Annotated in this window: 15 protein-coding genes; 13 read left to right on the forward strand and 2 right to left on the reverse strand. The window is 66.6% G+C overall.

The window, feature by feature from the left end; translation table 11 throughout:
* Positions 1–68 precede the first annotated feature (68 nt).
* The 8 genes from CAP2UW1_RS23650 to CAP2UW1_RS09215 all read left to right on the forward strand — a co-directional run bounded on the left by CAP2UW1_RS23650 (position 69) and on the right by CAP2UW1_RS09215 (position 11,895).
* On the forward strand, positions 69–1,355 hold the full coding sequence (locus CAP2UW1_RS23650; protein ID WP_199931615.1) for a lipase family alpha/beta hydrolase: 1,287 nt from the start codon (positions 69–71) through the stop codon (positions 1,353–1,355).
* Positions 1,333–3,750 (forward strand): tetratricopeptide repeat protein, encoded by a 2,418-nt coding sequence (locus CAP2UW1_RS09185; RefSeq protein WP_015766347.1) that lies wholly within the window; start codon positions 1,333–1,335, stop codon positions 3,748–3,750. The genes CAP2UW1_RS23650 and CAP2UW1_RS09185 overlap by 23 nt, the downstream gene beginning before the upstream one ends.
* A gap of 126 nt (positions 3,751–3,876) precedes the next feature.
* Complete coding sequence (locus CAP2UW1_RS09190; protein WP_015766348.1) at positions 3,877–5,892, forward strand: methyl-accepting chemotaxis protein; 2,016 nt, start codon at positions 3,877–3,879, stop codon at positions 5,890–5,892.
* 75 nt (positions 5,893–5,967) lie between these two features.
* Positions 5,968–6,648 carry a two-component system response regulator CreB gene (creB, locus tag CAP2UW1_RS09195; RefSeq protein WP_015766349.1) on the forward strand — a complete coding sequence of 227 codons (681 nt, stop codon included), beginning with the start codon at positions 5,968–5,970 and terminating at the stop codon, positions 6,646–6,648.
* A 7-nt stretch (positions 6,649–6,655) separates the two neighbouring features.
* Positions 6,656–8,092, forward strand: coding sequence for a two-component system sensor histidine kinase CreC (gene creC / locus CAP2UW1_RS09200; protein ID WP_015766350.1), 1,437 nt, complete (start codon positions 6,656–6,658; stop codon positions 8,090–8,092).
* Between the two features lie 93 nt (positions 8,093–8,185).
* Complete coding sequence (creD, locus tag CAP2UW1_RS09205) at positions 8,186–9,538, forward strand: cell envelope integrity protein CreD (protein WP_015766351.1); 1,353 nt, start codon at positions 8,186–8,188, stop codon at positions 9,536–9,538.
* A 9-nt stretch (positions 9,539–9,547) separates the two neighbouring features.
* Positions 9,548–10,993: a glycoside hydrolase family 3 N-terminal domain-containing protein gene (locus CAP2UW1_RS09210; RefSeq protein WP_015766352.1), complete on the forward strand. Its 1,446-nt coding sequence runs from the start codon at positions 9,548–9,550 to the stop codon at positions 10,991–10,993.
* A gap of 131 nt (positions 10,994–11,124) precedes the next feature.
* Positions 11,125–11,895 (forward strand): hypothetical protein, encoded by a 771-nt coding sequence (locus CAP2UW1_RS09215; protein ID WP_015766353.1) that lies wholly within the window; start codon positions 11,125–11,127, stop codon positions 11,893–11,895.
* Positions 11,896–11,990: 95 nt separating this feature from the next.
* Here CAP2UW1_RS09215 and CAP2UW1_RS23655 read toward each other — a convergent pair whose 3' ends face one another.
* Complete coding sequence (locus tag CAP2UW1_RS23655; RefSeq protein WP_015766354.1) at positions 11,991–14,036, reverse strand: hybrid sensor histidine kinase/response regulator; 2,046 nt, start codon at positions 14,034–14,036, stop codon at positions 11,991–11,993.
* A 6-nt stretch (positions 14,037–14,042) separates the two neighbouring features.
* Positions 14,043–14,855 carry a molybdate ABC transporter substrate-binding protein gene (gene modA / locus CAP2UW1_RS09225; protein WP_015766355.1) on the reverse strand — a complete coding sequence of 271 codons (813 nt, stop codon included), beginning with the start codon at positions 14,853–14,855 and terminating at the stop codon, positions 14,043–14,045.
* Between the two features lie 390 nt (positions 14,856–15,245).
* On the opposite strand from modA, the gene CAP2UW1_RS09235 reads away from it, so the two are divergent.
* The 5 genes from CAP2UW1_RS09235 to CAP2UW1_RS09255 all read left to right on the forward strand — a co-directional run bounded on the left by CAP2UW1_RS09235 (position 15,246) and on the right by CAP2UW1_RS09255 (position 22,503).
* Positions 15,246–17,168 carry a potassium transporter Kup gene (locus tag CAP2UW1_RS09235; protein WP_015766357.1) on the forward strand — a complete coding sequence of 641 codons (1,923 nt, stop codon included), beginning with the start codon at positions 15,246–15,248 and terminating at the stop codon, positions 17,166–17,168.
* Positions 17,169–17,248: 80 nt separating this feature from the next.
* Positions 17,249–17,806 carry a 1-acyl-sn-glycerol-3-phosphate acyltransferase gene (locus CAP2UW1_RS09240; protein WP_015766358.1) on the forward strand — a complete coding sequence of 186 codons (558 nt, stop codon included), beginning with the start codon at positions 17,249–17,251 and terminating at the stop codon, positions 17,804–17,806.
* Positions 17,807–17,904: 98 nt separating this feature from the next.
* Positions 17,905–18,996, forward strand: coding sequence for an acetylxylan esterase (locus CAP2UW1_RS09245; protein ID WP_015766359.1), 1,092 nt, complete (start codon positions 17,905–17,907; stop codon positions 18,994–18,996).
* 158 nt (positions 18,997–19,154) lie between these two features.
* Positions 19,155–21,062, forward strand: a complete 1,908-nt coding sequence (locus CAP2UW1_RS09250; protein WP_015766360.1) for a pyruvate kinase — start codon at positions 19,155–19,157, stop codon at positions 21,060–21,062.
* Positions 21,063–21,279: 217 nt separating this feature from the next.
* Positions 21,280–22,503, forward strand: coding sequence for an MFS transporter (locus CAP2UW1_RS09255; RefSeq protein WP_015766361.1), 1,224 nt, complete (start codon positions 21,280–21,282; stop codon positions 22,501–22,503).
* Positions 22,504–22,680: the final 177 nt, after the last annotated feature.

The raw sequence follows: 22,680 nt of genomic DNA on the forward strand, positions 1-22,680 counted from the left end.
CTTGGCGGCCTGGCCTGCAGCGCCACTGGGGCCCGTCGCCCACCCGCGACAGGTCCGGCGTCCGGCGCTTGCTGCTTGCCGTTTTTCTCGGGCTGCTGCTGGCCGGTTGCGGCAACCTGATGAGCCTGCACGCCGATCTCAAGGAGGCGCGCAAGACCTTCCATCGCGTCGCCGGTCGGATCGAGTCGCCGACCTGTGCCGATTGCCCGACGATCGTCGTCGCCCTTGGTGACAGATCCGGGCGCCAGGTGCACACCTATCGCGTCTTCGAAAAGCCTGGCAAGTTCGACATGGTGATCCTTGCCGGGTCGCGCTATCTGTTTGCCTTCAACGATCTGAACGGAGATTTCGAGTACCAGCCGGACGAGCCTTCCGGTTGGTATGAGTTGACCGAATCGCCAAGCGGCAAGCGCGAGGTCGCCGGGATCGTGCTGCGCATCAGGCCCGCCGAGCCGGATGCCCGGGAGGGACCACAGATGGGCGACCTCTCCGAGTTGCGCGGGATCACCCTGGGATCGGTGGATGTGCAACTGGGACAGGTGGTCGATCTGGATGATGCACGCTTCGAACCCGAGGTGGCCAGCATGGGCGTCTGGCAACCCATCGGCTTCATGAAGGCCGGCCACGCCGGCCTGTACTTTCTCGAGGAATACACGCCGCACAAGGTGCCCGTACTGTTCATGCACGGCATCAACGGCAGCCCGCGGGACTTCGCCGGGATGATCGCCGGGCTGGATCGGACGCGCTTTCAGCCCTGGTTGCTCCACTATCCTTCCGGCCTGGCGCTGGACGCGCTGGGCAATGGCTTGCTGGGCATGCTGAGCGAACTGGATCTGCGCTACAACCTGAAGGAATTGCATCTTGTCGCGCACAGTCTCGGCGGCCTCCTCGCCCAATCCTATCTCAAGGCTTGCGAAGAACTGCAGCACTGCGCTTACGTCCGCTCCTTCACGTCGATCTCGACGCCCTTCGGCGGCAGTCGGGCGGCGCAGACCGGCGTGGATCGCTCGCCTGTCGTCGTGCCGGTGTGGAAAAGCATCGCGCCGGGTAGTCGCTTCCTGCGCGAGCTTTTCGCCCGGCCGCTGCCGCCGAGGGTTTCCCATTACCTGCTGTTCGGCTATCGCAACAGTAGCCGGACGACCTTCCGCAGTGGTGATGGAGTCATACCGCTGGACAGCCAGCTGCGGGCGGAGGCGCAGGCCCAGTCCCGGGCGATGCGCGGCTTTGACCAGGACCACAGCGGCATCCTCGACGACGACGCGGTCCATGCCTACGTGAACCGGGTCCTGTCAGGCTCCGGCGGTGACCATCTACTTGCCGGGGGAGGACAGAATGACACGCGTTGGGCGCAATGATCCCTGCCCTTGCGGCAGTGGGCGGAAGTTCAAGGCCTGCTGTCAGGCGAAGAGTGCGTCTGGCGTGGTGGCGAGCGAGCGGCTGTTCGGGGCCCAGTCGGCCGAGGGGCGACGCTTGATCGGTCTGCTGCATGCCGGGCAGCATTCCCGGCTCGAGATGGAGATCAAGCGACTGCTGCCTTCGGCGCCCGGCTCGGCCTTTCTCTGGGGGCTGCTTGGTGTGACCCTGCAGATGCGCGGCGACGATGGTCTCGCCGCGCTGCAGCGTGCGGCCGATCTTGCTCCCGGCGATGCGGATGCCTTGCTCAATCTGGGGACTGCCTTGTTGGCGCAGGGACGCGCCAGTGAGGCCGTCGCCGCCTTGCGGCGGGCCGTCGAGTTGCGCCCGGCAAACCCTGCAACGACCGTTCAGCTCGGCAATGCCCTGGCCCACGCCGGACGCGATGCGGAGGCCGAAGCCGCCTTTCGCGGTGCACTCGGCCTCGACGGCGACTCCGTGGATGCCATGCTCGGCCTTGCCGACACGCTGTCGCGAAGAGGCTGCCTGGCCGAAGCGGAGCTTCTCTGCGAGCGCGCCCTCGTTGTCCATCCGCAGCATCCGATGCCGCATTTCTGCAAGGGTGAGCTGCGACGTCTTTCGGGGCGGCTGCCGGAAGCGGCTGCCGAATATGCCCGCGTGATCCAGCTGGCGCCGGCGTATCTCCCGGCCTACAACAATCTCGGCAACGTACTGATCGAGCTCGGGCAACTGGCCGCCGCCGAGAAGACCTTTACCGACGTGCTGGCGATTGCCCCCGCTTACCTTGATGCGCTGATGAACCTCGGTCGTCTGCTTGGCGAACAAGATCGTCTTGGCGAGGCGGAAGCTGCCTATCGGCGAGTCGTGCAGCAACTGCCCGGACACCTGCCGGCGCTGGCACGGCTCGCCGCCGTCCTCGCGGAACGTGGCCAGGCGGCAGACGCGGAGGCCACCCTGCGACAGGCTCTGGAGATGGCGCCGGGACGCCGCGAACTCCACCTGCAACACGCGCTTTCCTTGCTGCCGATCGTCGCCTCGACTTCCGAGGAGGCCAGTTCCGCTCCCGCGCGCTTCGCGTCGGCTCTCGCCGCGTGTGCGCTGGATCATCACCGGGAAGATGCCGGGGTCGGCGAGCCGGCGGCCTCGCTGATGCCTTTCTTTCTGGCCTACCGTTACGGCAATCATCTCGCCTCCTTGTCCGCTTTTGGCGATCTCGTCGGCAGCTCGGCGCCGCTGGCGTCTCTGCCACCGGCGCGCGAGCGCATTCGTCTGCTGGTGATCTCCCGGCATCTGCGCCGACATTCCGTCTGGGATGTCGTTCTGCACGGTCTCCTTCGCCACCTCGATCGGACGCGCTTCGAGGTCGTTCTCTACCACCTCGGCGTGGTCGAGGACGCAGAGACGGCCGTCGCCCGCAACCTTGCCGACGTCTGGCGCGACCGTGCATCGGTCGCCGATGCGGCCGCCTGGCAAGCGGCGGTGATCGCCGATGCGCCCGATGCCATCTTCTATCCCGAACTGGGCATGGATCCGCTGACCTACCATCTGGCGGCACGACGCCTGGCGCCACTGCAGATGGCGGGATGGGGCCATCCGATAACCACCGGGCTGGCCAGCATCGACCTGTTCCTCTCGGGCGAGTTGATCGAGCCGCCGGCGGCGAGCGCGCACTACCGGGAACGGCTGGTGCTCCTGCCGGGAGCCGGCTGTTGCACCGTTCCGTTGCTCTTGCCCGCGACGCCGATCCCCGAGGTCGAGGCCGAGCTGGCGAGAAGTCGCGGTGTGCGCTTTGTCGTTCCGCAGCGACCGATGAAGTTCGATCCGTCCGATGATGAGCTGTTCGTGGATCTCGCCGAGCAGGTGCCCGATGCGCTGTTCATCCTTTGTCGCGACCCGGTTTATCCCTGGGCGACCGACAGACTGCTGGATCGCCTTGCCGGCGCCTTCCGCAATCGTGGCCTGGCCGCCGAGGGGCGCTTCCTGGTGCTTCCGTGGCTTGCCGCAGGGGCGTTCCTGTCGCTGATGGATGGCTGTGACGTCTATCTCGATTGCCCCGCCTTCTCGGGCTACACGACGGCCTGGCAGGCCTTGCACCGGGGCATTCCGATCGTCACCATGGAAGGCGCCTGCATGCGGCAGCGGCTGGCGGCGGGTGTATTGCGCCAGGCCGGCCTGTCCGAGACCGTGGCGGCTTCGCGCGCGGAATACCTGCGGCTGGCGGTGCGGCTGGCGGACGAGTCGCGCGATACCGGCCTGCGCGCTGCCCGGCGCGAGCGTCAACGTGCGGCTGCCGGCCGCGTGGATGGGGACACGCGCGTCGTTCGCGCTTTCGAGAATGTCGTGATCGCCGCGCTGGACAACGCCCGGCGCGGGTGAGCCGCGCACGCGCACGCGCCGCCTGTTCCTCGCGGCCAGTGCCGAGCGTCGCTCAAGCTTTGCCGCCGGCTGCCGTTATCTACTGTGGACCGTCATCTTGTTGAACCACCGTGCAAAGGAGCGCGCATGTTTCGCCAGTTCCGAAATCTTTCGATCGCCCTGAAGCTCAATCTCGTCCAGGGCCTGGTCCTGCTGGCGATCATCGTCGCCGCTGCGGTGGCCACGGCCTGGCATCTGCGCCAACAACTCGAAGATACCGCCGTTCACGATCTCGGGCAGACCAACCGCCTCGTCGTCTCGATGCTCGAAGCCTACGATCGCAGCCTGCGCAGCGACATTGAACGCAGCGGCCGCCTTTTTGCCGGGATGTTCGACCAGCCACTGGAACTGCAGGCGGCTGGCGAAGCGCCTCGCCTGCTGCAGAAGGGGACGCCACTCAACGACCGCTTCGATGTGGTCGAGGCCTTCACGGCGAAGGCGGGAACCGTGGCGACGATTCTCGTTCGCCAGGGCGACGACTTTCTGCGTACGGCCACTTCACTGAAGAAGGAGGACGGCACCCGGTCCACCGGCACACCGCTCGGCACCGATCATCCGGCACGCCAGGCTCTGCTCGGCGGCAACACCTACACCGGCAAGGCGTTGATGTTCGGTCGCGACTTCATCACTCACTACGTCCCGGTACGCGATGCCACCGGCAAGGTGATCGGTGCCTTCTTCGTCGGACTTGAGCTGACCGAAGGGCTCAAGGCATTGAAGCAGGGGATTCTCGCCATGAAGGTCGGCGAAACGGGCTACGTCTTGGCGCTCGACGCCGGCATCCAGAAGGGTGTGGCGACCATCCATCCGGCCAAGGAAGGCGCCAACCTGCTGGCGGCCAAGGACAGTCAGGGCTTCGAGTTCGTTCGCGAGATGCTCGACAAGAAGTCCGGCGTCATCCGTTACGACTGGGCCAATCCCGGCGAGAGCAGCCCCCGCCGGAAGGTCGCGGTGTTCGACCACTACCCGGCGTGGAACTGGGTGGTCGTGTCCACCAGCTATGTCGAAGAGATCAGCCGCGGCGCCGATGCGGCCGTCCGCGACATTGCCATGATGGCGGTGGCGATCATCCTGGCTGCCCTGGCCAGCGGCTACGTGGCGACTCGCGCCTGGGTGAGCCGCCCCCTGCACGAGATCGTCCTCGAGGCCGAAAGGATCGCTGGCGGCGACCTGAGCAGCCGGCTGCTTGCCGATGGCGGCGACGAGGTCGGTTCCCTGAAGCGCGCCATCGGCACGATGGCCGAAAACCTGAAGACGACGATCGGCGATGTGCGCCAGGCGGCGGCGACCATGCTCGAACAGTCGACGGCACTGGTGAACTCGGCCCAGCAGGTCAGCCAAAGTTCCGAGGTTCAGCGCGACGCGGCGACCGGCATGGCGGCCTCCGTCGAGGAGATGAGCGTCAGTATCGAACAGGTGGCGCAACACGCGCGCGATGCGCAGCGGCTGTCGAGCGGTTCCGGGGAGGCGGCGAACAACGGCGCCGAGGTCATCCAGCAGGCGGCCGGTGCGATGGGCCAGATCACCGGTTTCGTGCGCCAGGCGTCCACGACCGTCGGCGAACTCGGGCGGCGCTCGCAGGACATCTCGGAAGTCGTCCAGGTGATTCGCGAAATCGCCGAACAGACCAATCTGCTGGCCCTCAACGCCGCCATCGAGGCGGCGCGCGCGGGCGAGCAGGGCCGGGGCTTCGCGGTGGTCGCCGACGAAGTGCGCAAACTGGCGGAGCGGACGGCGAACTCGACCCGCTCGATCGGCGAGATGATCACCGGTATCCAGGACGGCGCCGGGGCAGCGGTCGAGCAGATGGAGCATGGCGTCGCACAGGTCGCCCAGGGTGGTGTCCTGGCCGATCGCGCGGGCCAGGCGATCGGCGAAATCGACGCCAGCACGCGCGAAGTCATCGCCGCCGTCGGCAGTATTTCGGAGGCGATCAGCGAGCAGAGCGTGGCCAGCCAGACGATTGCCCGTGGCGTCGAACAGATTGCCCAGATGGCCGAGGCCAACCATTCGGCGTCTCAGGATTCGGAGAACGCGGCACAGGCGCTGCGCGACCTGGCGGCGCGGCTCGACCAGGCGCTTGGCCGTTTCCGCGTCACCTGACATGGCCTTTGCCGCCGGCGCCGCGGCGCCTTGGCCGGCCCGCCGGCAGGCGCGGATTGCATTACCATTCCGGCCATGAGAATCCTCATCGTCGACGACGAGCCCGCGATTTCCGATACCCTGGCCTATGCCTTGCAGGCTGAGGGGTTCGCCAGCGACTGCTGTACGCTGGGTGCCGAGGCGCTGGCACTCCTGGATGCCGGCGGGCACGACCTGGTTGTGCTCGACGTCGGCCTCCCGGACATCAGCGGTTTCGATGTCTGCCGCCTCCTGCGCCGGAACTCGGACGTGCCGGTGATCTTTCTCACCGCCCGTTCCGACGAGGTGGACCGCATCGTCGGCCTGGAACTGGGCGCCGACGACTACGTGGCCAAACCCTTCAGTCCGCGCGAAGTCGTCTCGCGCGTCCGCGCCATCCTGCGCCGCAGTCGCCCCGAGTTGCGCAACGGCGCCGGCGCGACCGCGTCGGCGCGCTTCACGGTCGATGGCGAAGGCCTGCGCGTCGCCTACCACGGCGTCTGGCTCAATCTCACGCGTTACGAGTACCTCCTGCTGACGCTGTTGCTGGCACGTCCGGGGCGCATCCTCAGTCGCGGCCAGATCATGGAAAACGTCTGGCAGGATAGCGGCGAGAGCCTGGAGCGGACCGTCGATACCCACGTCAAGACGCTGCGCGGCAAACTGCGCGCGGTGCGCGCCGACGAGGAACCCATCCTGACCCACCGCGGTCTGGGCTACAGCATCGCGCCACGGTAAGCGGCCGGTGAACGTTTCCGTCCGCCTCTTCGTCGGCTATTTCCTGATGCTCGGCCTGGCGGCGTGGTTTGTCCTCAACATCTTCATGCACGAGGCCGAGCCGGGAATCCGCCAGGCCACCGAAGAAACTCTGGTCGACACGGCACACGTCCTTGCCGAACTGGCCGCGCCGGAACTCATTGCCGGCCAGATCGCCGACGGCGGCTTCGCCAGGGCCCTGGCGGCGGCTCGCGAGCGCTCGCCGCAGGCCAGCATCTGGGGAGTGCAAAAGGATCGCATCGACTTTCGTGTCTACATCACCGACCGGCAAGGGCGGGTGATCTTCGATTCCGAGGCGCTTGCCCTGGGCGCCGACTACTCGCAATGGCGCGACGTGGCGCGCGTCCTCAAGGGCGAGTACGGGGCGCGCAGCACGCGCGAGCAGGCCGGCGATGCCAGTTCGTCGGTCATGTACGTCGCCGCTCCGATCCTGCGCGACGGCCAGTTGATCGGCGTGTTGTCGCTGGCCAAACCCCTGTCGAGCGTCTTGCCCTACATCGGCCACGCCGAGCAGCGCGTCAAGCGTGCCGGCTACATCCTGCTGGCGGCCTCGGCACTGATCGGGGTGGCTTTCTCGGCCTGGCTCAGTTGGTCGATCAACCGTCTGCGCAACTATGCGCGTGACGTCTCGGAAGGCCGCAAGGCCGATCCGCCGACGTCCGGCGGTCGCCAGTTCTCCGAGTTGGCGCGCGCCCTGGCGCTGATGCGCGAGAGACTCGAAGGCAAGCAGTACGTCGAACGCTACGTCCAGAACCTGGCGCACGAAATGAAGAGCCCGCTCTCGGCGATCGTCGGCGCCGCCGAGATCCTCGAAGGCAGCCCCGCCGATGGCGATCGCCGACGCTTTGCAGCAAGCGTCAGCGAGCAGGCGCGGCGCTTGCAGGGAATCATCGAACGGATGCTGATGCTGGCCCGGGTCGAGCAACTGCAGGCGCCGGAAGAGGCGGTCCAGGTCGACCTGGGCGAACTGTTGCGGCGCTGCGTCGACGAACGCAGTCTGGCGCTGCAGGCACGTCAAGTGAACTGCCGGCTCGCCATCGACAAGCCGCTCGGTGTGCGTGGCGACCCCTTCCTGCTGCAGCAGGCGCTGCTCAACCTGCTCGATAACGCCATCGCCTTCTCGCCGACCGGGGGGTGCATCGAAATCGCTCTGCGGCATCACGAGCAGCACGCCGAAGTGGCGATCCGCGATCATGGCAGTGGCGCTCCGGACTACGCGCTGGCGCAGGTCTTCGACCGCTTCTATTCGCTGCCGTGCACCGCCAGCGGCAAGAAGAGTTCCGGGCTCGGGCTGGCACTGGTGCGCGAGGTGGCCCGCCTGCACGCGGGCGAAGCCGATTTCGCCAACCATCCCGAGGGTGGCGCGCTGGCCCGCCTGCTGCTGCCCATTGCCGGGGCGGGCTGACTTCACCTACGCTTCACCGAGCTTCACGGCCGCTTCCTCGTCGGTTCATCGAGACGCCGCAGACTCCCGGTACCGTCAACCAGGGAGAAACTCATGGACAAGAAGCTGCTTCTCAAACTCATCGCCATCGGCTTCATGTCGCTGCTGCTGCTGGTGCCGCTGGCCCTCATCGAGGACCAGATCCGCCAGCGCAGCTCGCGTCAGGACGAGGTCCAGCGCGGTATCGCCAACAGCTCGGCAGGCCAGCAGACTCTCACCGGGCCGGTGCTGGCGATTCACTATCGCGAAAAACTCGAGCCGGAAATCAAGGAGGACCCCGCCACCGGTCGCCTCAAGAGCATCCCGCGCTTTGCCGAGCGGACCTTCTACCTGCCGGCAGAGACCCTGCGCCTGAGTGGTGACGCGCGCGTCGAAACCCGCCAGCGTGGCATTTACCAGGTGCGTCTCTATCACCTCGATCTGGCGGTCGCCGGGCGCTTCGTACTGCCCGCGCATCTCGGGTTCGACAGCAAGCGCGTCATTCTCAGTGCCGAGGCGACGCTGCTGCTCGGCGTTGCCGATCCGCGCGGCGTCGACAACGACCCGGTGGTGAACCTGGACGGCCAGCGCTACCGCTTCGCGACCCCCAAGATCTCGGCACAGGACGGCGATGCGCTGGCCGGCGAACGCCTGGCGATCCCGCTCGGGGCGATCGCTCTCGAGGCCGCGCGCACGCTCGATTTCGATTTTCCGCTGCAACTCACCGGCACCGAGCGGCTGGCGATCGCGCCGACCGGCGAAGCCAACACCATCGCCATCAAGTCGGACTGGCGTCACCCGAGCTTCGGCGGCCGCTTCTTGCCGCGGCAGCGTACGGTCGGTGACGACGGCTTCACGGCCCGCTGGGAGGTCTCGCATCTGGCGCGCAACTTTCCCAATACGCTGGCTGCCGCGAAGGGCGGGCCCGCACCCGAAGTGCTCGACATCCTCTTCGTCGATCCCGTCAATGTTTACCTGCAGTCCGAGCGTGCAGTGAAGTACGGAATCCTGTTCATCGCCCTGACCTTCGCCGGTTTCTTTCTCAGCGAGATCCTGCGTCGGGCGCCGATTCACCCGCTGCAGTATCTGCTGGTCGGACTCGCCCTCGCGCTCTTCTTTCTGCTGCTGATTGCCCTTTCCGAGCACCTGCCCTTCGTCGCCGCCTATGCGATAGCCGCGTCGGCCTGTATCGGCCTGATCGGTAGCTACCTGGCCGGCGCGCTCGGCGATCGCCGCCAGGGACTCGCCTTCGCCGCGGCGCTGACCGGACTCTACGGCGTGCTCTACGGGGTGCTGCTCTCCGAGGACAACTCGCTGCTGATGGGCAGCGTGCTGCTCTTCCTTGCGCTCGGCGCCATCATGCTGGCGACGCGGCGCATCGACTGGTATCGGATCGCGCCGGCCGCTGCGGCTCGGCCGGCGGAATGAGGCAGCGACATGCCCCGCGCTGTCCCGCGTTGCTGGCGCTCGCTGCTTGCCTGGGCGGCGCTTGGCAGCCTGCTCGCCGTCGCCTGGAATCTCAAGCATCCGCTGCTGTACTGGCTGCGCCCCTGCGAGACGGCTCTGCTGCTGGCTGTCGCCGTGCTCGGCGGCAGCGCCGCGCTGCGGCAGCCGCCTGCGCAGCGTTCGCCTGGCAGGCGGCGACTCCTGGCGCTCGGCCTGCTCGCCCTCGCCGGCCTGACCCTGTGGCGAGAGCTGGAGTTTCACGCCGATCGCCGGCACGTCCTGGCCGGTGGCCGCGACCTGCAGATGCTGGGCGAGCATTTCATCGTCGGCTTTCGCAGCTTCGCCGAGGTCGAGCCGCTGGCGGCACGAGGCCTCATCGGCGGCATCTACCTGACTCGGCGCAACCTCCTGCCCGACGGTGTGGTGACTGTCGCCGCCGGGATCGCCCAGCTCCAGGAAGCCCGTCGCCTGGCCGGCCTGCCGCCGCTGATCGTCGCGGCCGACCAGGAAGGCGGGCCGGTTGCCCACCTGTCGCCATGGCTGGAACGGCTGCCGGCGCTGTCCAGCCTGGTGCACGCGGCGCCGCCCGAGACGCTGGCGGTGCGCGCGCGGCTGCACGGCGAACGACAGGGGGCCAGCTTGGCCGCACTCGGCGTCAATCTGAATCTGGCGCCGGTGGTGGACCTGCGGCCTTCAGAACCGAATGCCGCCCTCGCTTTCCTGACCGGCAGCGGCGGCCGGGCCATCGACGACGATCCGGCGGTCGTCACCGAGGTGGCCCGGGCGTATGTCGCCGGCCTCGCCGATGCCGGTGTCGGCGCCACTCTCAAGCACTTTCCGGGGCTTGCGCGGGTGCGCGAGGACACGCATCTGCGGCGCGCCAGTCTGGCGGCGACAACCGAGGATCTGCGCGGCGACTGGCAGCCGTTTCGCAGCGTCGGCAACGGCTCGCGGGTGGCGATCATGCTCGGCCACGTGGTCTTGCAGGCGGTGGACCCCGAACACGCGGTTTCGCATTCGCGGATCGTCGTGCAGAACGTCCTGCGTGGGCAATGGGGCTATCGCGGCGTGCTGATCACCGACGATCTCAACATGGGCGCCGTGTACGGCCAGGGAATCGGTCGCGTCGCGGCCCAGTCGCTGGCGGCCGGCGTCGATCTGGTTCTCGTTTCCTACGACCCCGACCAGTATTTTCGTGCGCTTAGCGGTGCCGCCCGGGCACTCGCCCGAGGCGAGATCGACCGGCGGACTCTGCAGGCAAGCAGTCGGCGCCTGCGCGCGTTCGGCGTCGCCCGTGATGGGCGTGGCCGGGAGCCCGGATCCGTCGCGCCAACTGCCGCTGGCGCTGCCGGCGGCAGCCTTGCCGCCATCGCATCACCGCTAACGGCGGTGGTCGACAGAGCCGACGCGGCAGCTTCCCCAGCGAACCGGTTGTAGAGCCTGTCGCCGTTTTTCGACGGCGAGGCCGATAGGCTGCTAAAGTGACGCTTCGTTGCCTCAGGCACCGGGTACGGGTTGCTGGCCGCCGCTCCGGAGCCGTCAGGCGGAATCCGGGAGAGTCTTCAGCCATGGTCAAGTCGACGCGCAGCGCCGGCGCTTCGCTCAGGCGGCCACCTGCAGGCCGGGGTGACCGGCGGCGCTGGCTGGCCGTCCTGGCGCTGGTTCTGGTCGCCGGCTGCGCAACCCGGCTGGGCAAGGACGGGCGGACCGAGACCGATGTGCATGCCCGCTATCTCGCCAAGACCGAGGCCGACCGGCTCGCCGATACGGTTCGCCGCGAAGTCGACGAGGGACTGCTGCGGATCGCCGACAAGCTCTACAAGCGCAACCCCAGGGAGTGGCGGAAGACGGGCGTGGCAAGCCGTGAGGCCGCGCTCGAACGCCTGCGGTTGCACCCCAGCGTCAGCTCTCCGGAACTGCTTGGCGCGCGCGAAGGCAAGGCGGCGGCGCTGGCTTTCAGCGACTCCTATGGCGGCGATCGCGTCGCGGCGCTGGTATTCGGTCTGCTGACCATGGTCGACGCCGCTTTCGAGCACAAGGCCGATTTCTACATTCTCGACAGCCTGAACGAAACGAAGCTGTACAACTGTGCGCGCAACATGGAAGTGGCGATCTGGAAGCTCGCCAACGACCGCAACGGCGCCGGCGAACTCTACCTGCTCTCGAACGAAGGCGATCCGGCACGGCGCAACCTGTCGTTCGAGCGCGAGTTCGGCCGTGAAATCGGTCTGCTCGATCTGATGGCGAGCGTCGTTGCCGACCGCAACGGCCGCGCGCTGTCGCGTTTCTCCCAATCGGTCGCGACCATGATCTTCCTGCCCGTGGGTGGGCTCCAGTAGGGACGGTCCGTGCGCCGAGGAACCCTGAATTCTCCCCTGATCCGGCGAGGGAAGCGGGCGCCGGCAACAGCGACGGCCCCGCGCGTGGCCACGGATCAAAGGGCAAAGGGGTCCGTCGCCAAAACCCGGCGCAGTTCCTCCTCGAGGAGGCTCACGTCGATCGGTTTGGCAACGTAGCCGTCCATTCCCGCCTGCAGGCAGCGCTCGCGGTCTCCCTGCAGAGCGTTGGCGGTCATCGCGATGATGGCGGTACGGTTGCCGCTTCCGGCTTCCCGCGCGCGTAGCCGGCGGGTTGCCGTGAGGCCATCCATTTCCGGCATCTCCATGTCCATCAGGACGAGTCGGTAAGGTTTCTGGGCGACTCGGCTCAGCGCCTCCAGGCCATCGGCCGCGGTGTCGTAGGTCAGGCCAAGTCGCTCGAGCATGGCGCCGCCGACCAATTGATTGATCGCGTTGTCGTCGACCAGCAAGACAGGTCCGGTCACCAACTCGGCCAGCGATCGCCGCTGGCCAGACGTGCCGGCGGCTGCCTCCGCCATCGGCTGCGCTGCTTCGCGTGGCGCGTCGGCAAGATGCAGGGGGAGCGAGAAACGGAAGCAGCTGCCGGCACCGGGCTTGCTGTCGACCTCGATTTCCCCGCCCATCGCCTGCACCAGCTCGCGCGCAATCATCAGGCCCAGACCAGTGCCGCCGTACTTGCGGGTGATTGATTCGTCACCCTGACCAAAGGGCAGGAACAGGCGGCCCAGCGCTGCCTCGTCCATGCCGATGCCGGTGTCGCGAATGCTGAAGAGGAGGCGCTGGTCGTGCGCGTCGATGGCCAATTCGACCGAGCCGGCCTCGGTGAACTTGACGGCGTTGGCAGTGAGGTTGATGAGGACCTGACGCAGGCGCGTCGGGTCGCCGATCACATGCGACGGCAGGTCTTCCGCGACCTTGGGGATGAAGTCCAGTCCCTTGTCGGCGGCGCGCTGCGCGACGATGCCGCCGACTTCGGCGATCGTCTGGCGGAAATCGAAAACAATCGCTTCGAGCGTCAGCCGTCCGGCTTCGATCTTGGCCAGATCGAGAACCTGATTGACCAGTTCGAGCAGGTGCTGTCCGGAGCGCATGATCAGCCGCACGTAGTCCTGGTGCGATGCCTGCAGCGGCTCGCGGTCGAGTACTTGCGCAAATCCCAGGATCGCGTTCAGCGGTGTTCGCAGTTCGTGGCTCATGCGCGAGACGAAGTCCGATTTGGCCCGGCTGGCGCGCTCTGCCTCGTCCCTGGCGACGCGCATGGCGGTCCAGGTCTTGCGCAGCTTGTCGTTGGCCTCCCTGGTCTGGCGCACGAAGAACCAGCCGGCGACGGTGGCCAGAAGCACCACCAGCCCGACCAGGAACCACTCGGTGAGCCGAAAATGCTCGCGCTGCGTGGCGAGGGCCGACTCGATCCGGCGCAGTCGCTCGCTGCTGTCGACGTACAGGCGATTGGCGTTCTCGTTGATGCGGAAGAAGAGCGGCGGAACGTTTTTCGCAAAGACACTGATTTCTGCGTCGACAAGAAAGAGCTGGTCTCGTTTTCCCTCCTCGCGGTACCTGCCGCGCCGCACCAGCAGTTCTTCGAGTCCGGCCGCCTTGCTGCGGATGACATCGAGAAGGGGTGCGATCTCGATCACCTCCATGACGAAGGACGAGTCGTCGAACTGTGGTGCGTAAGGGAATTCGCGAACCATCTCGTCGCGTCCCTCGATGTTGAGCTGGATTTCGCGGCGCACCGTGCCACCGTGCTGGAGGACCAGGAGGTCACGTTCGAGCTTGGCGAGCTGCGCTTCGATGTCCTGGCGCGCCCGCTTGAGTGCCGGCGGGTTGTCGGCCAGCGCCAGGCGGTAGACGGCCGTTTCGATGCTGCCGATCTCGCGCACGATCTCGTCACCGATGAACAGGCGCGAGCGCTCGTTGCCACCGCGCTGTTCGAGTTCGACGTAGAGCTCGGCAAAGAAGACCTTGAGTCCGACGAGGAGTGCGATACCGACGATGAAAGTCCCGAAGAGCCAGGGCATGCGGTTTGCCGATACCGCCTGCAGTGCATCCGGGCTCTTCTCCGGCGGGTCCGGCGGGAGGATGCCAACGCTGCCGGGACTGACTGTGACGTGAGCCATGTGGATTCAGGGCCTTGACCGGTTGTCCAGGAAGCCATGCTTGCGAAAGATGGCCTGCCCCTCCTCGCCGGCCGCGAAGGCGATGAAACGGCGTGCAAGCTCCTTGTGTCGGGAGAAGGTGAGCAGGTTGAGAAGCAGTGCCTGCGGCCTCGCCAGTTTCGGGTCGAGGTCGATCACCTCCAGCTTGTCGACGTTGTCGGCGAAGAACCCGGTGGCTCGCCAATTGAGCACCACATCCACCTCGCCTTTCTTCAAGGCGGTGCTCAGGCCGCGCGAATCGGGCGCCAGAAAGGCGACGGCACTGACCACGGCGTGGTAGATCTTCAACTGGTCGAGGACGTCCTTGGATTCCTTGCCGACGCTGCCCGACGTCGCGTTGCCGATGCTCGCCGTCAGATCCTTGCGCAGCAACTCGCGCGGATCGGCCTTGACTTTCTTCGGGTTGCCCTTGGCAACGATGATTGCCAACTGGTTGTAGCCGACGAGCTGGAACTCACCGAGCAAGCCTTCAGGGAGGTGCTTCTCGCGATACGATGGCTCGCCCGGCAAGTAAAGATCCCCGACACCGCTCTTTCTTGCCGCCTGGTACAGATCTTCCGAGCCACCTTGCGCCAGCGTCACCTTGACGCTTTCCCGCTTCTCGAAGGCTTGTGCGATTTCGGTCATCGGCCGCACCATGGTAATGCCGCAGTAAAGCAGCAATTCGCTCTTGCCGGCTTCCGCCAGCGCAGCACCAGCGCCGAGCAGCAGGCCGAGAGTTGTTGTGCAGAGGACCAGGTGAAACCGTTGCGTGAGGCGCAGTAGCAGCAGGCAGGACATTTCGACGCACTCCGGAGGGTCGGGACGGTCAGCAGGCCAGGGGGCGCTGTGGCCACCATCTTGGCGGTGAGGTACCCGAGCCCGACTTGCCATTATATCGCCACGAGGCCCTTGCCCCATCCGGTGGCGAGAGTCCCCATGTCCGGCGGGAGCCGTTAGAATGCAGACGGTTCTCCCTTCGGGCTGCACCTCCATGATCTGGTTTCACAATGCTTCGTCGTCCGAGCGTGCCATGCCTGCCGTCGGCTTGGTCGCGGCCGTCCGCTCTGTCATCGCCATTGGCGACCACGCTCGCCGGGGCGGCAGCCGCGTTGCGTCTGGACCCTGCGGCACCGGGCCCGAAAAGCCGATGGTCGCCGATACGGGCGCGCGTCGGTGAGGGAGGTCGCCGTGCCCGCGCCGGCGCCCGAGCGCGCCAAGCCGGGCGAGAAGCCGGGCGAGAAGCCGGGTCTGGCGGCGGCCGCACTGGCGGCAATGGGCGTTGTTTTCGGCGACATCGGTACCAGTCCGCTCTATACGGTGCGCGAGATCTTTGCCGGCCATCACCCGGTGGCGGTGACGCCGGACAACGTGCTGGGTATCCTCTCGCTCGTCTTCTGGGCGATGACCATTACCGTTTCGTTGAAGTACGTCCTCTTCATCACCCGTGCCGACAACAAGGGCGAGGGAGGCATCATGGCGCTGACCGCGCTCGCCCTGCGTACAGCGAATGCCTCGCCGCGCCTGCTCTGGCTGATGTCGGCACTGGGCATCTTCGGCGCCGCACTGTTCTACGGCGATGCGGTGATCACGCCGGCGATGTCGGTGCTGAGTGCCGTGGAGGGGCTGAAGGTCGTCACGCCGCAACTCGATCCCTACGTTCTGCCGATCGCGGTGATCATCCTTTTTCTTCTGTTCTTCTTTCAGCGGCGCGGCACGGCGGCGGTGGCGGCCCTTTTCGGTCCGGTGATGCTGTTCTGGTTTGCCACTCTCGGTGCGCTGGGCTTGTGGAAGGTGATCGAAACTCCGGCGGTTCTGGCGGCAGTCAATCCCTGGTACGCGGTGGCCTTCATCGCCGAAAACCAGCGCCTGTCGTTTCTCGCGCTGGGTTCGGTGGTGCTGGCGATCACCGGCGGGGAAGCTCTCTACGCCGACATGGGTCATTTCGGTCGGCGCGCCATCAAGTGGGCGTGGTTTGCGGCCGTCTTTCCTCTCCTGTATCTCAACTACCTCGGGCAGGGTGCGCTGATCCTCAGCAATCCGCAGGCGATCGACAACCCGTTCTTTCTCATGGTTCCGAGCGAGAGCCTGCTCGTGCCGCTCGTCGTCCTCGCCACCGCGGCGACCGTGATTGCCTCGCAAGCGGTGATTTCCGGGGCTTTTTCGCTGACCAGTCAGGCGATGCAACTCGGTTACTGCCCGCGCATCCAGGTCAGGTTTACCTCGGAGCGCGAAAAGGGGCAGATCTACGTGCCGAACATCAACTGGCTGCTGCTGCTGGCCGTCATCGTCGTCGTGCTTGGCTTTCGCTCGTCGTCGAACCTCGCTTCCGCCTACGGTATCGCGGTTACCCTGACAATGATGATCGATACGATCCTTGCGTTCGTCGTCGTCCGGGCGCTGTGGAAATGGAGTTGGGGCTGGGCGGCGCTGTTCCTGGTGTTTTTCGTCGTCGTCGATTTTGCTTTCTTTTCCGCCAACATCATCAAGGTCTTCGATGGCGGTTGGTTCCCGCTGGTGCTCGGCGTCTCGGTCTTCGTGCTGCTGTCGACCTGGAAGCTGGGTCGTCGCTTGTTGTCGGAACGGCAGAAGGAGCAAGCCATTCCACTCGACGCCTTCATCGCCGGTCTTGCCGAGGGCGGACCGCAGCGCGTCGACGGTACCGGCGTCTTTTTGACTGCCCACCCGGAAGGCGTGCCGCGGGCGCTATTGCACAACCTGAATCACAACAAGGTGCTGCACCAACGGATTGTCGTTCTCAATGTCAGTACCGAGGACGTCCCGCACGTTCCCGAAGACGAGCGCATCGCCGTCGAGAGCTTGCCGGCCGGGTTTCACCGCGTGTTCGTCCGCTATGGCTTCAAGGACGACCCCGACCTGCCGCAGGCCCTGGAGCGGTGCGCGGCCCACGGACTGTGCTTTGCGATGATGGAGACGTCCTTCTTCCTCGGCCGCGAAACGGTCGTCGGTCTGCCACTAGCGCGGCATTCACGAATGGCGCACTGGCGGCAGGTTCTTTTCAACTGGATGTTCCGCAACGCCGATACGGCGACCGCATTCTTCAAAATTCCGCCGAACCGCGTCGTCGAACTCGGAGCGCAGGTCGAACTCTGATCGGGCGTCCAGCCGGGGAAGCGCTCTGTCGGGTCAGTGATTCCCCCGGCCCGCTCGCGCCCGCAGGTTACACTGCGCACATGTTGAAGATCCTTTCATGCCGTCTGCTCGCCCTGCTGGGCTGGACCCTGAGCGAACCGCCGGAGCGGCCGGCACGCGCCGTGCTGATCGCCTATCCGCACACTTCCAACTGGGACGCCTTCTACGCGCTGCTCGGCAAGTTCGGGCTCACTCTCGATGCCCGCTGGGTGGCCAAGGATTCGCTGTTTCGCTGGCCCTTTGGCGGCTTGCTGCGCCACTTGGGCGGCATCCCCGTCGATCGGCGCGTTCGTCAGGGCTTCGTCGCCGAAATGGTGGAGCAGTTTGCAACCCAGCCTCGCCTGCTCCTGGTTCTCGCCCCGGAAGGCACACGCAGACTGACCAGAGGCTGGAAGAGCGGCTTCTACCGGATGGCGCTGGCCGCTGATGTGCCGGTTGCCCTGGGCTTTGTGGACTATGCGCGCCGCGAAGCGGGAATTCTCGCCTACGTGACGCTGTCCGGCGATCCAGCGAGCGACCTGGCGGTTATCGCGCGCCACTACGCCGGCCGCTGCGGCAAGCGTCCGGAATTGGCGTCACCGATCCGCTGGCTGGACTGACGGCGACCTGTGGGGCGCTTGCCTGTGGCGCTTGCCCAGCGGCCGGAGGCCTTTCCGCCATGATGAGTGCGACCTGACCAAGGCTGCGGAGGACGACGATGCCGACTGCTGGCGTGATTCCCAAGAGTGCGGCCATGTCGCGCGATTTCCACCTCTGGCTGCGCTCGCGAAGGGCTGCGGCCAGGAAGTCGCGCCTGGCGGCGAGCAGCCATGCTGCTGCTTGCTCGCCCGGGCCTGCCGGTCTGTCGCACGCCTATCCGTTCGATCCGCGTTACGGCCATGACCTGCAGAGCCTCTGCGCCATCGAGCCGCCGCTGCCGCCTGAGGGTTTCGCTGCCTTCTGGCAGGAACGCTATCAGCGCGCCTTGCGCATCGACCCTCAGCCCAGGCTCGCTCCCAGCCAGCACCGGCTGCAGGGTTTCTGTGTTTTTGACCTCGAGTATGCGTCTACCGAAGGTTTCCCGGTCCGTGGCTGGCTGTTGTGGCCCACTTCGCGGGTTGCCCGCCGGGGCTTCGTCCTCGGGCACGGCTACGGCGGCATCGAGTCGCCGCCAAGCGACCTGCCATGTGACGATGCCGTCTATGTGGTTCCGTGTTTTCGAGGCCTCTCGCGCAGTCGCCGCTGGCCGATATCCGACGATCCCAACTACCATGTGCTGCACGACATCCACCTGCGCGATCGCTACATTATCGGTGGCTGTGTCGACGACCTGTGGACCGGAGTCACGGCCTTGCTGCAGGTGGCGCCGCACACGGCCGGCCACGTCGGCTACATGGGCATCAGTCTCGGCGGCGGCGTCGGTGCGCTCGGTCTGGCCTGGGATGGGCGCATCGAGCGTGCGCATCTGAACGTGCCGACTTTCGGCAACCAGGCTCTTCGCCTGGTCCTGCCCACCGTCGGCAGCGGTGTGGCGGTGCAGGCTTTCGCGCAACAGCACCCGCAGGTCGTGGAGACCCTGGCGTTCTACGACGCTGCCGTGGCAGCTCGCTTCATCCAGCAGCCGATGCACGTCGCCGCGGCCCTGTTCGACCCGGCAGTCGCGCCGCCCGGCCAGTTCTCCGTCTTCAACGCCATCGGTGGGCGCAAGGACTTGTTCGTCCTTACGGCCGGGCACTTCGATTTCCCGCAACGAGTGCAGGAGGAACGGCGGCTTCAGGCGGCTCTGAAGGTCTTTTTCGCGCCCCTGTGAGCGAGCGGGGAAGCTGCCGGAGGCCGGCGCGCGATCGCGGCCCTGGCGGCGATCGCGTCGCCGTCACGCTGCCGCAACATTGCTGGCGTAGTCTGCGGCGGAGAGCGCGCCAGCGCGGCTCGCGACGCTCCAGCCACTCCACGGACGGGAATCAGCCAATGAAGCAAACCCAGCAACTCCAGGACAGCCCATGCCACCGTGACGGCGCCGAGGCCGCTGCCGGCCTGGACCACCCGCAGGCAGAACGTCTGATCCCGAGGATCAGTGAGTTGCGTGCGCGCGCCATAGCGCTCGAACAGAGCCACGTCGACCATCTTCAGGGTATCGAGCCCAGCTATCAGGCCAGCGCCCGCAACCTGTTGCACTATCTCGCCCTGCGGCAGATCGATCTGCGACCGCTGCAGGAAGAACTGACCGCTCTCGGCCTCACCTCGCTGGGCGGCTGCGAGGCGCAGACACTCAGCTCGCTGGATGCCGTTCTGGCGGCCCTGCATGGCCTTGCCGGCCGGTCGCGGCCGCGGCAGTCTCCGCCCTCGCCGTTGAGCATCGACGACGGCACGATCGTCCTCGATCACCACAGCCAGCTTCTTCTCGGCTCGCCGGCGGGCAAGCGTTCGGTGCGGATCATGGTGACAATGCCCAGTGAAGCCGCCGTCGACTACGCGCTGGTGCGCAACCTGCTGGCGGCCGGCATGGACGTGGTGCGCATCAACTGCGCGCACGACGACGAGACGGCCTGGCTGGGCATGATCAACAACCTGCACCGTGCCGAGAGGGAACTCGGTCGCTCGGCCAAGATCTATGCCGACCTGGCGGGTCCGAAGCTGCGTACCGGCATGATCGAGTCGCTCGGGCGTGTCCTCAAGTACCGGCCGCGCCGCGACCTGCGCGGTTCGGTAAGCGAGCCGGCGCAGGTCTGGCTGACGCCCGCCGAAGCGCCGGAGCCGCCACCTCCGGGTGTGCGTTTCACTGTGCCGATCGAAGGCCGCCTGATCGAGTCCGCGCTTGCCGGTGACGTCATCGCCTTCGACGATTGCCGGGGAAAGTATCGCGAACTCGTCGTGAGCGAGGTGCGCAATGCCTCGTGCCTGGCGCTGTCGAGCCAGACGGCCTACGTGGAAGAGGGCGGACTGGCACGCCTGCTGCGCGCCGGCGAGGTGATTGGCGAAGGCGACTTCGGTCCCTTGCCCGAGGTCGTCTCGCCGATCGAGTTGGCGGTGGGCGACAGGCTGATCCTGACACGCGACGGCATCCCGGGGCGGTCGGCCGTGCGCGACGCCGAGGGTCGGATCATCGAGCCGGCGCGCATTTCGTGCTCCCTGGACGCCGCTTTCGATGCCGCAAAGCCCGGGGAGGTCATCTTTTTCGACGATGGCAAGATCGGCAGCCGCGTCGTGGCCAACGACGGTCATGAAATCGTCGTGCAGATCGGCGACACCGGCCCGACAACCGCCAGGCTGCGGTCGGAAAAAGGGATCAATCTGCCGGACACCGAACTCGCTATCGCCGCCCTGACGGACAAGGATGTCCATGACCTGGCGTTTCTGGTAAAGCACGTGGACATGGTCGGACTATCCTTCGTGCGCACGCCCGAGGACGTGCTGCTCCTGCAACGGCATCTCGAGAGGCTGGGCGGCGGCGACATCGGTGTCGTGCTCAAGGTCGAGAACCGGGAGGCTTTCGAGAACCTGCCGCGCCTGCTGTTGACCGCCATGTACTCGCCGCCGGTCGGCGTGATGGTGGCGCGCGGCGATCTGGCCGTCGAAGTGGGCTTCGAGCGTCTGGCCGAGGTGCAGGAAGAGATTCTCTGGCTGTGTGAAGCCGCCCACGTGCCGGTGATCTGGGCCACCCAGGTGCTGGAGGGGCTGGCGAAGACCGGCGCGCCGACGCGTGCGGAAGTTTCCGACGCCGTCATGAGCGGCCGTGCCGAAGCGGTGATGCTCAACAAGGGGCCCTACATCGTCGAGGCGGTGCGCTTCCTCAACGGCGTACTCGAGCGCATGCACGCCCATCAGCACAAGCGGCGCAACATGTTGCGCAGGTTGTCGATCTCCGAACAGGTCTAGTTGCTGCCGCGACCTGGCCTGACGCCGTGCCGCTGGCAGGGCATCAGGCCAGGTCGATCGGCCCCGTACGACCGTGGCCGGTCGGTTGCCGGCAGTCTCCATCGGCGGCGGTGCCGGGGATGGCGGCGGCCGTCGCGGGTAGCGCGGCGCCGAGGCACGGCGCCTGGCAAAACCCAGTACACTGCACTGCCGCACGCTTTCGTCCAGGAGCCTCGCCATGACTGCCAGCCCCGCGGTGGTGCCGCCCAACCGTGATTTCGAAGTCGTTTCGCTGATCGGCTGCGCGCATGGCGTCTCGCATTTCTTCCACCTTCTCCTGCCGCCACTCTTTCCGTGGCTGATGAAGGACTTCGCACTCAGTTTCACCGGCATCGGGGCGACGATGACGGTGTTTTTCGTTGTCTCGGCGATCGGTCAGGCGCTTGCCGGCTTCCTCGTCGATCGCTACGGCGCGGCGAGGGTTCTCGGCAGTGGCATCGGCTGTTTTCTGGTCGCGTCGCTGCTGCTTTCGGTCGCTGATGGCTATGCCGGGCTGGTCGTCGTCGCGGCGTTGGCCGGGCTGGGCAACAGTGTTTTCCACCCGGCCGATTTCACGGTGCTCAATCGCCACGTATCGCCACCCAGGCTGAGCTACGCGTTCTCGATTCATGGCCTCTCCGGCAATCTCGGCTGGGCGCTGGCGCCGGTGTTCATGACCGGCATTGCCGCGACCGCCGGCTGGCGGGTTGCGGCGCTGGCCGCCGCCGGGCTGGCGGCCCTCGCACTGGTTCTCCTGTTCTGGCGTCGTCGCACGCTGGCCGATCCGCCGAACAGCCTGCAGGCCCTTGATGTCGCGACGCCGGCGCCGCTTCTGGCGTTCCTGCGTTCGCCGGCGGTATGGCTGTGTTTTGCCTTTTTCTTTCTGATCACCACGGCGTTCGGCGCGATCCAGAACTTTGCGACGCCGATCCTGCAGAATCTCTACGGTTTGTCACTGGCGGCCGGGGCAACAGCGCTCTCCGCCTATCTGGCCGGTGGGGCGGGCGGCATCCTTACCGGTGGCTTCCTGGCGCGGAAGGGCGACCAGGAGCGGCTGATCGCCGCCGCGCTCGGCACCGGCGCGCTGCTCGCGGTTGCCTTGGCGACATTACCGTTGCCGGCCTGGAGCGTGCTGCCGGTGATGGCCTGCATCGGCTTCTGCACCGGCATCGCCGGGCCCTCGCGGGACCTGCTGGTGCGCCGGGCGGCAACCTCGCGTTTTGGTCAGGCCGCCTACGGGCGCGTCTATGGTTTCGTCTATTCGGGTCTCGACCTCGGCCTGGCGCTGGCGCCACTGGTCTTCGGCGGACTGATGGACCGCGGGCGTTTTGCTGCGGTGCTGATAGGCATCGCGGCTTTGCAGGGTATGGCCATCGTGACCGCGTTTCGGGTTGGCGGCGTGACGCGTCAGGCTGCGGCCTGACGGCATGCCCGGCGCACTGGGCTGCCGTGGGGGGCAAATGAAGGCGCCAGTTGAGATGGGTCAACCGTGCGATATTGCCACCGGGAGAGAATGCGGGCGTGCTGGCTGGACGCGGTCGTCAGGCCGGCTAGTGAGACTGTTGGTGAACGTTCCGGTACGGCCTGGATGCACAATGCC

Origin of the sequence: Candidatus Accumulibacter phosphatis, from assembly GCF_000024165.1 — a bacterium.
GTDB lineage: Bacteria > Pseudomonadota > Gammaproteobacteria > Burkholderiales > Rhodocyclaceae > Accumulibacter > Accumulibacter phosphatis.

Bases quoted from the DNA above. Each gene is read 5' to 3' on its own strand.
- creB (WP_015766349.1), top strand. From the start codon at position 5,968: ATGAGAATCCTCATCGTCGACGACGAGCCCGCGATTTCCGATACCCTG.
- CAP2UW1_RS09255 (WP_015766361.1), top strand. From the start codon at position 21,280: ATGACTGCCAGCCCCGCGGTGGTGCCGCCCAACCGTGATTTCGAAGTC.
- CAP2UW1_RS09245 (WP_015766359.1), top strand. From the start codon at position 17,905: ATGCCGACTGCTGGCGTGATTCCCAAGAGTGCGGCCATGTCGCGCGAT.
- CAP2UW1_RS09250 (WP_015766360.1), top strand. From the start codon at position 19,155: ATGAAGCAAACCCAGCAACTCCAGGACAGCCCATGCCACCGTGACGGC.
- CAP2UW1_RS09210 (WP_015766352.1), top strand. From the start codon at position 9,548: ATGCCCCGCGCTGTCCCGCGTTGCTGGCGCTCGCTGCTTGCCTGGGCG.
- CAP2UW1_RS09215 (WP_015766353.1), top strand. From the start codon at position 11,125: ATGGTCAAGTCGACGCGCAGCGCCGGCGCTTCGCTCAGGCGGCCACCT.
- CAP2UW1_RS09185 (WP_015766347.1), top strand. From the start codon at position 1,333: ATGACACGCGTTGGGCGCAATGATCCCTGCCCTTGCGGCAGTGGGCGG.
- modA (WP_015766355.1), bottom strand. From the start codon at position 14,855: ATGTCCTGCCTGCTGCTACTGCGCCTCACGCAACGGTTTCACCTGGTC.
- CAP2UW1_RS09190 (WP_015766348.1), top strand. From the start codon at position 3,877: ATGTTTCGCCAGTTCCGAAATCTTTCGATCGCCCTGAAGCTCAATCTC.
- CAP2UW1_RS23655 (WP_015766354.1), bottom strand. From the start codon at position 14,036: ATGGCTCACGTCACAGTCAGTCCCGGCAGCGTTGGCATCCTCCCGCCG.
- CAP2UW1_RS09240 (WP_015766358.1), top strand. From the start codon at position 17,249: ATGTTGAAGATCCTTTCATGCCGTCTGCTCGCCCTGCTGGGCTGGACC.
- creD (WP_015766351.1), top strand. From the start codon at position 8,186: ATGGACAAGAAGCTGCTTCTCAAACTCATCGCCATCGGCTTCATGTCG.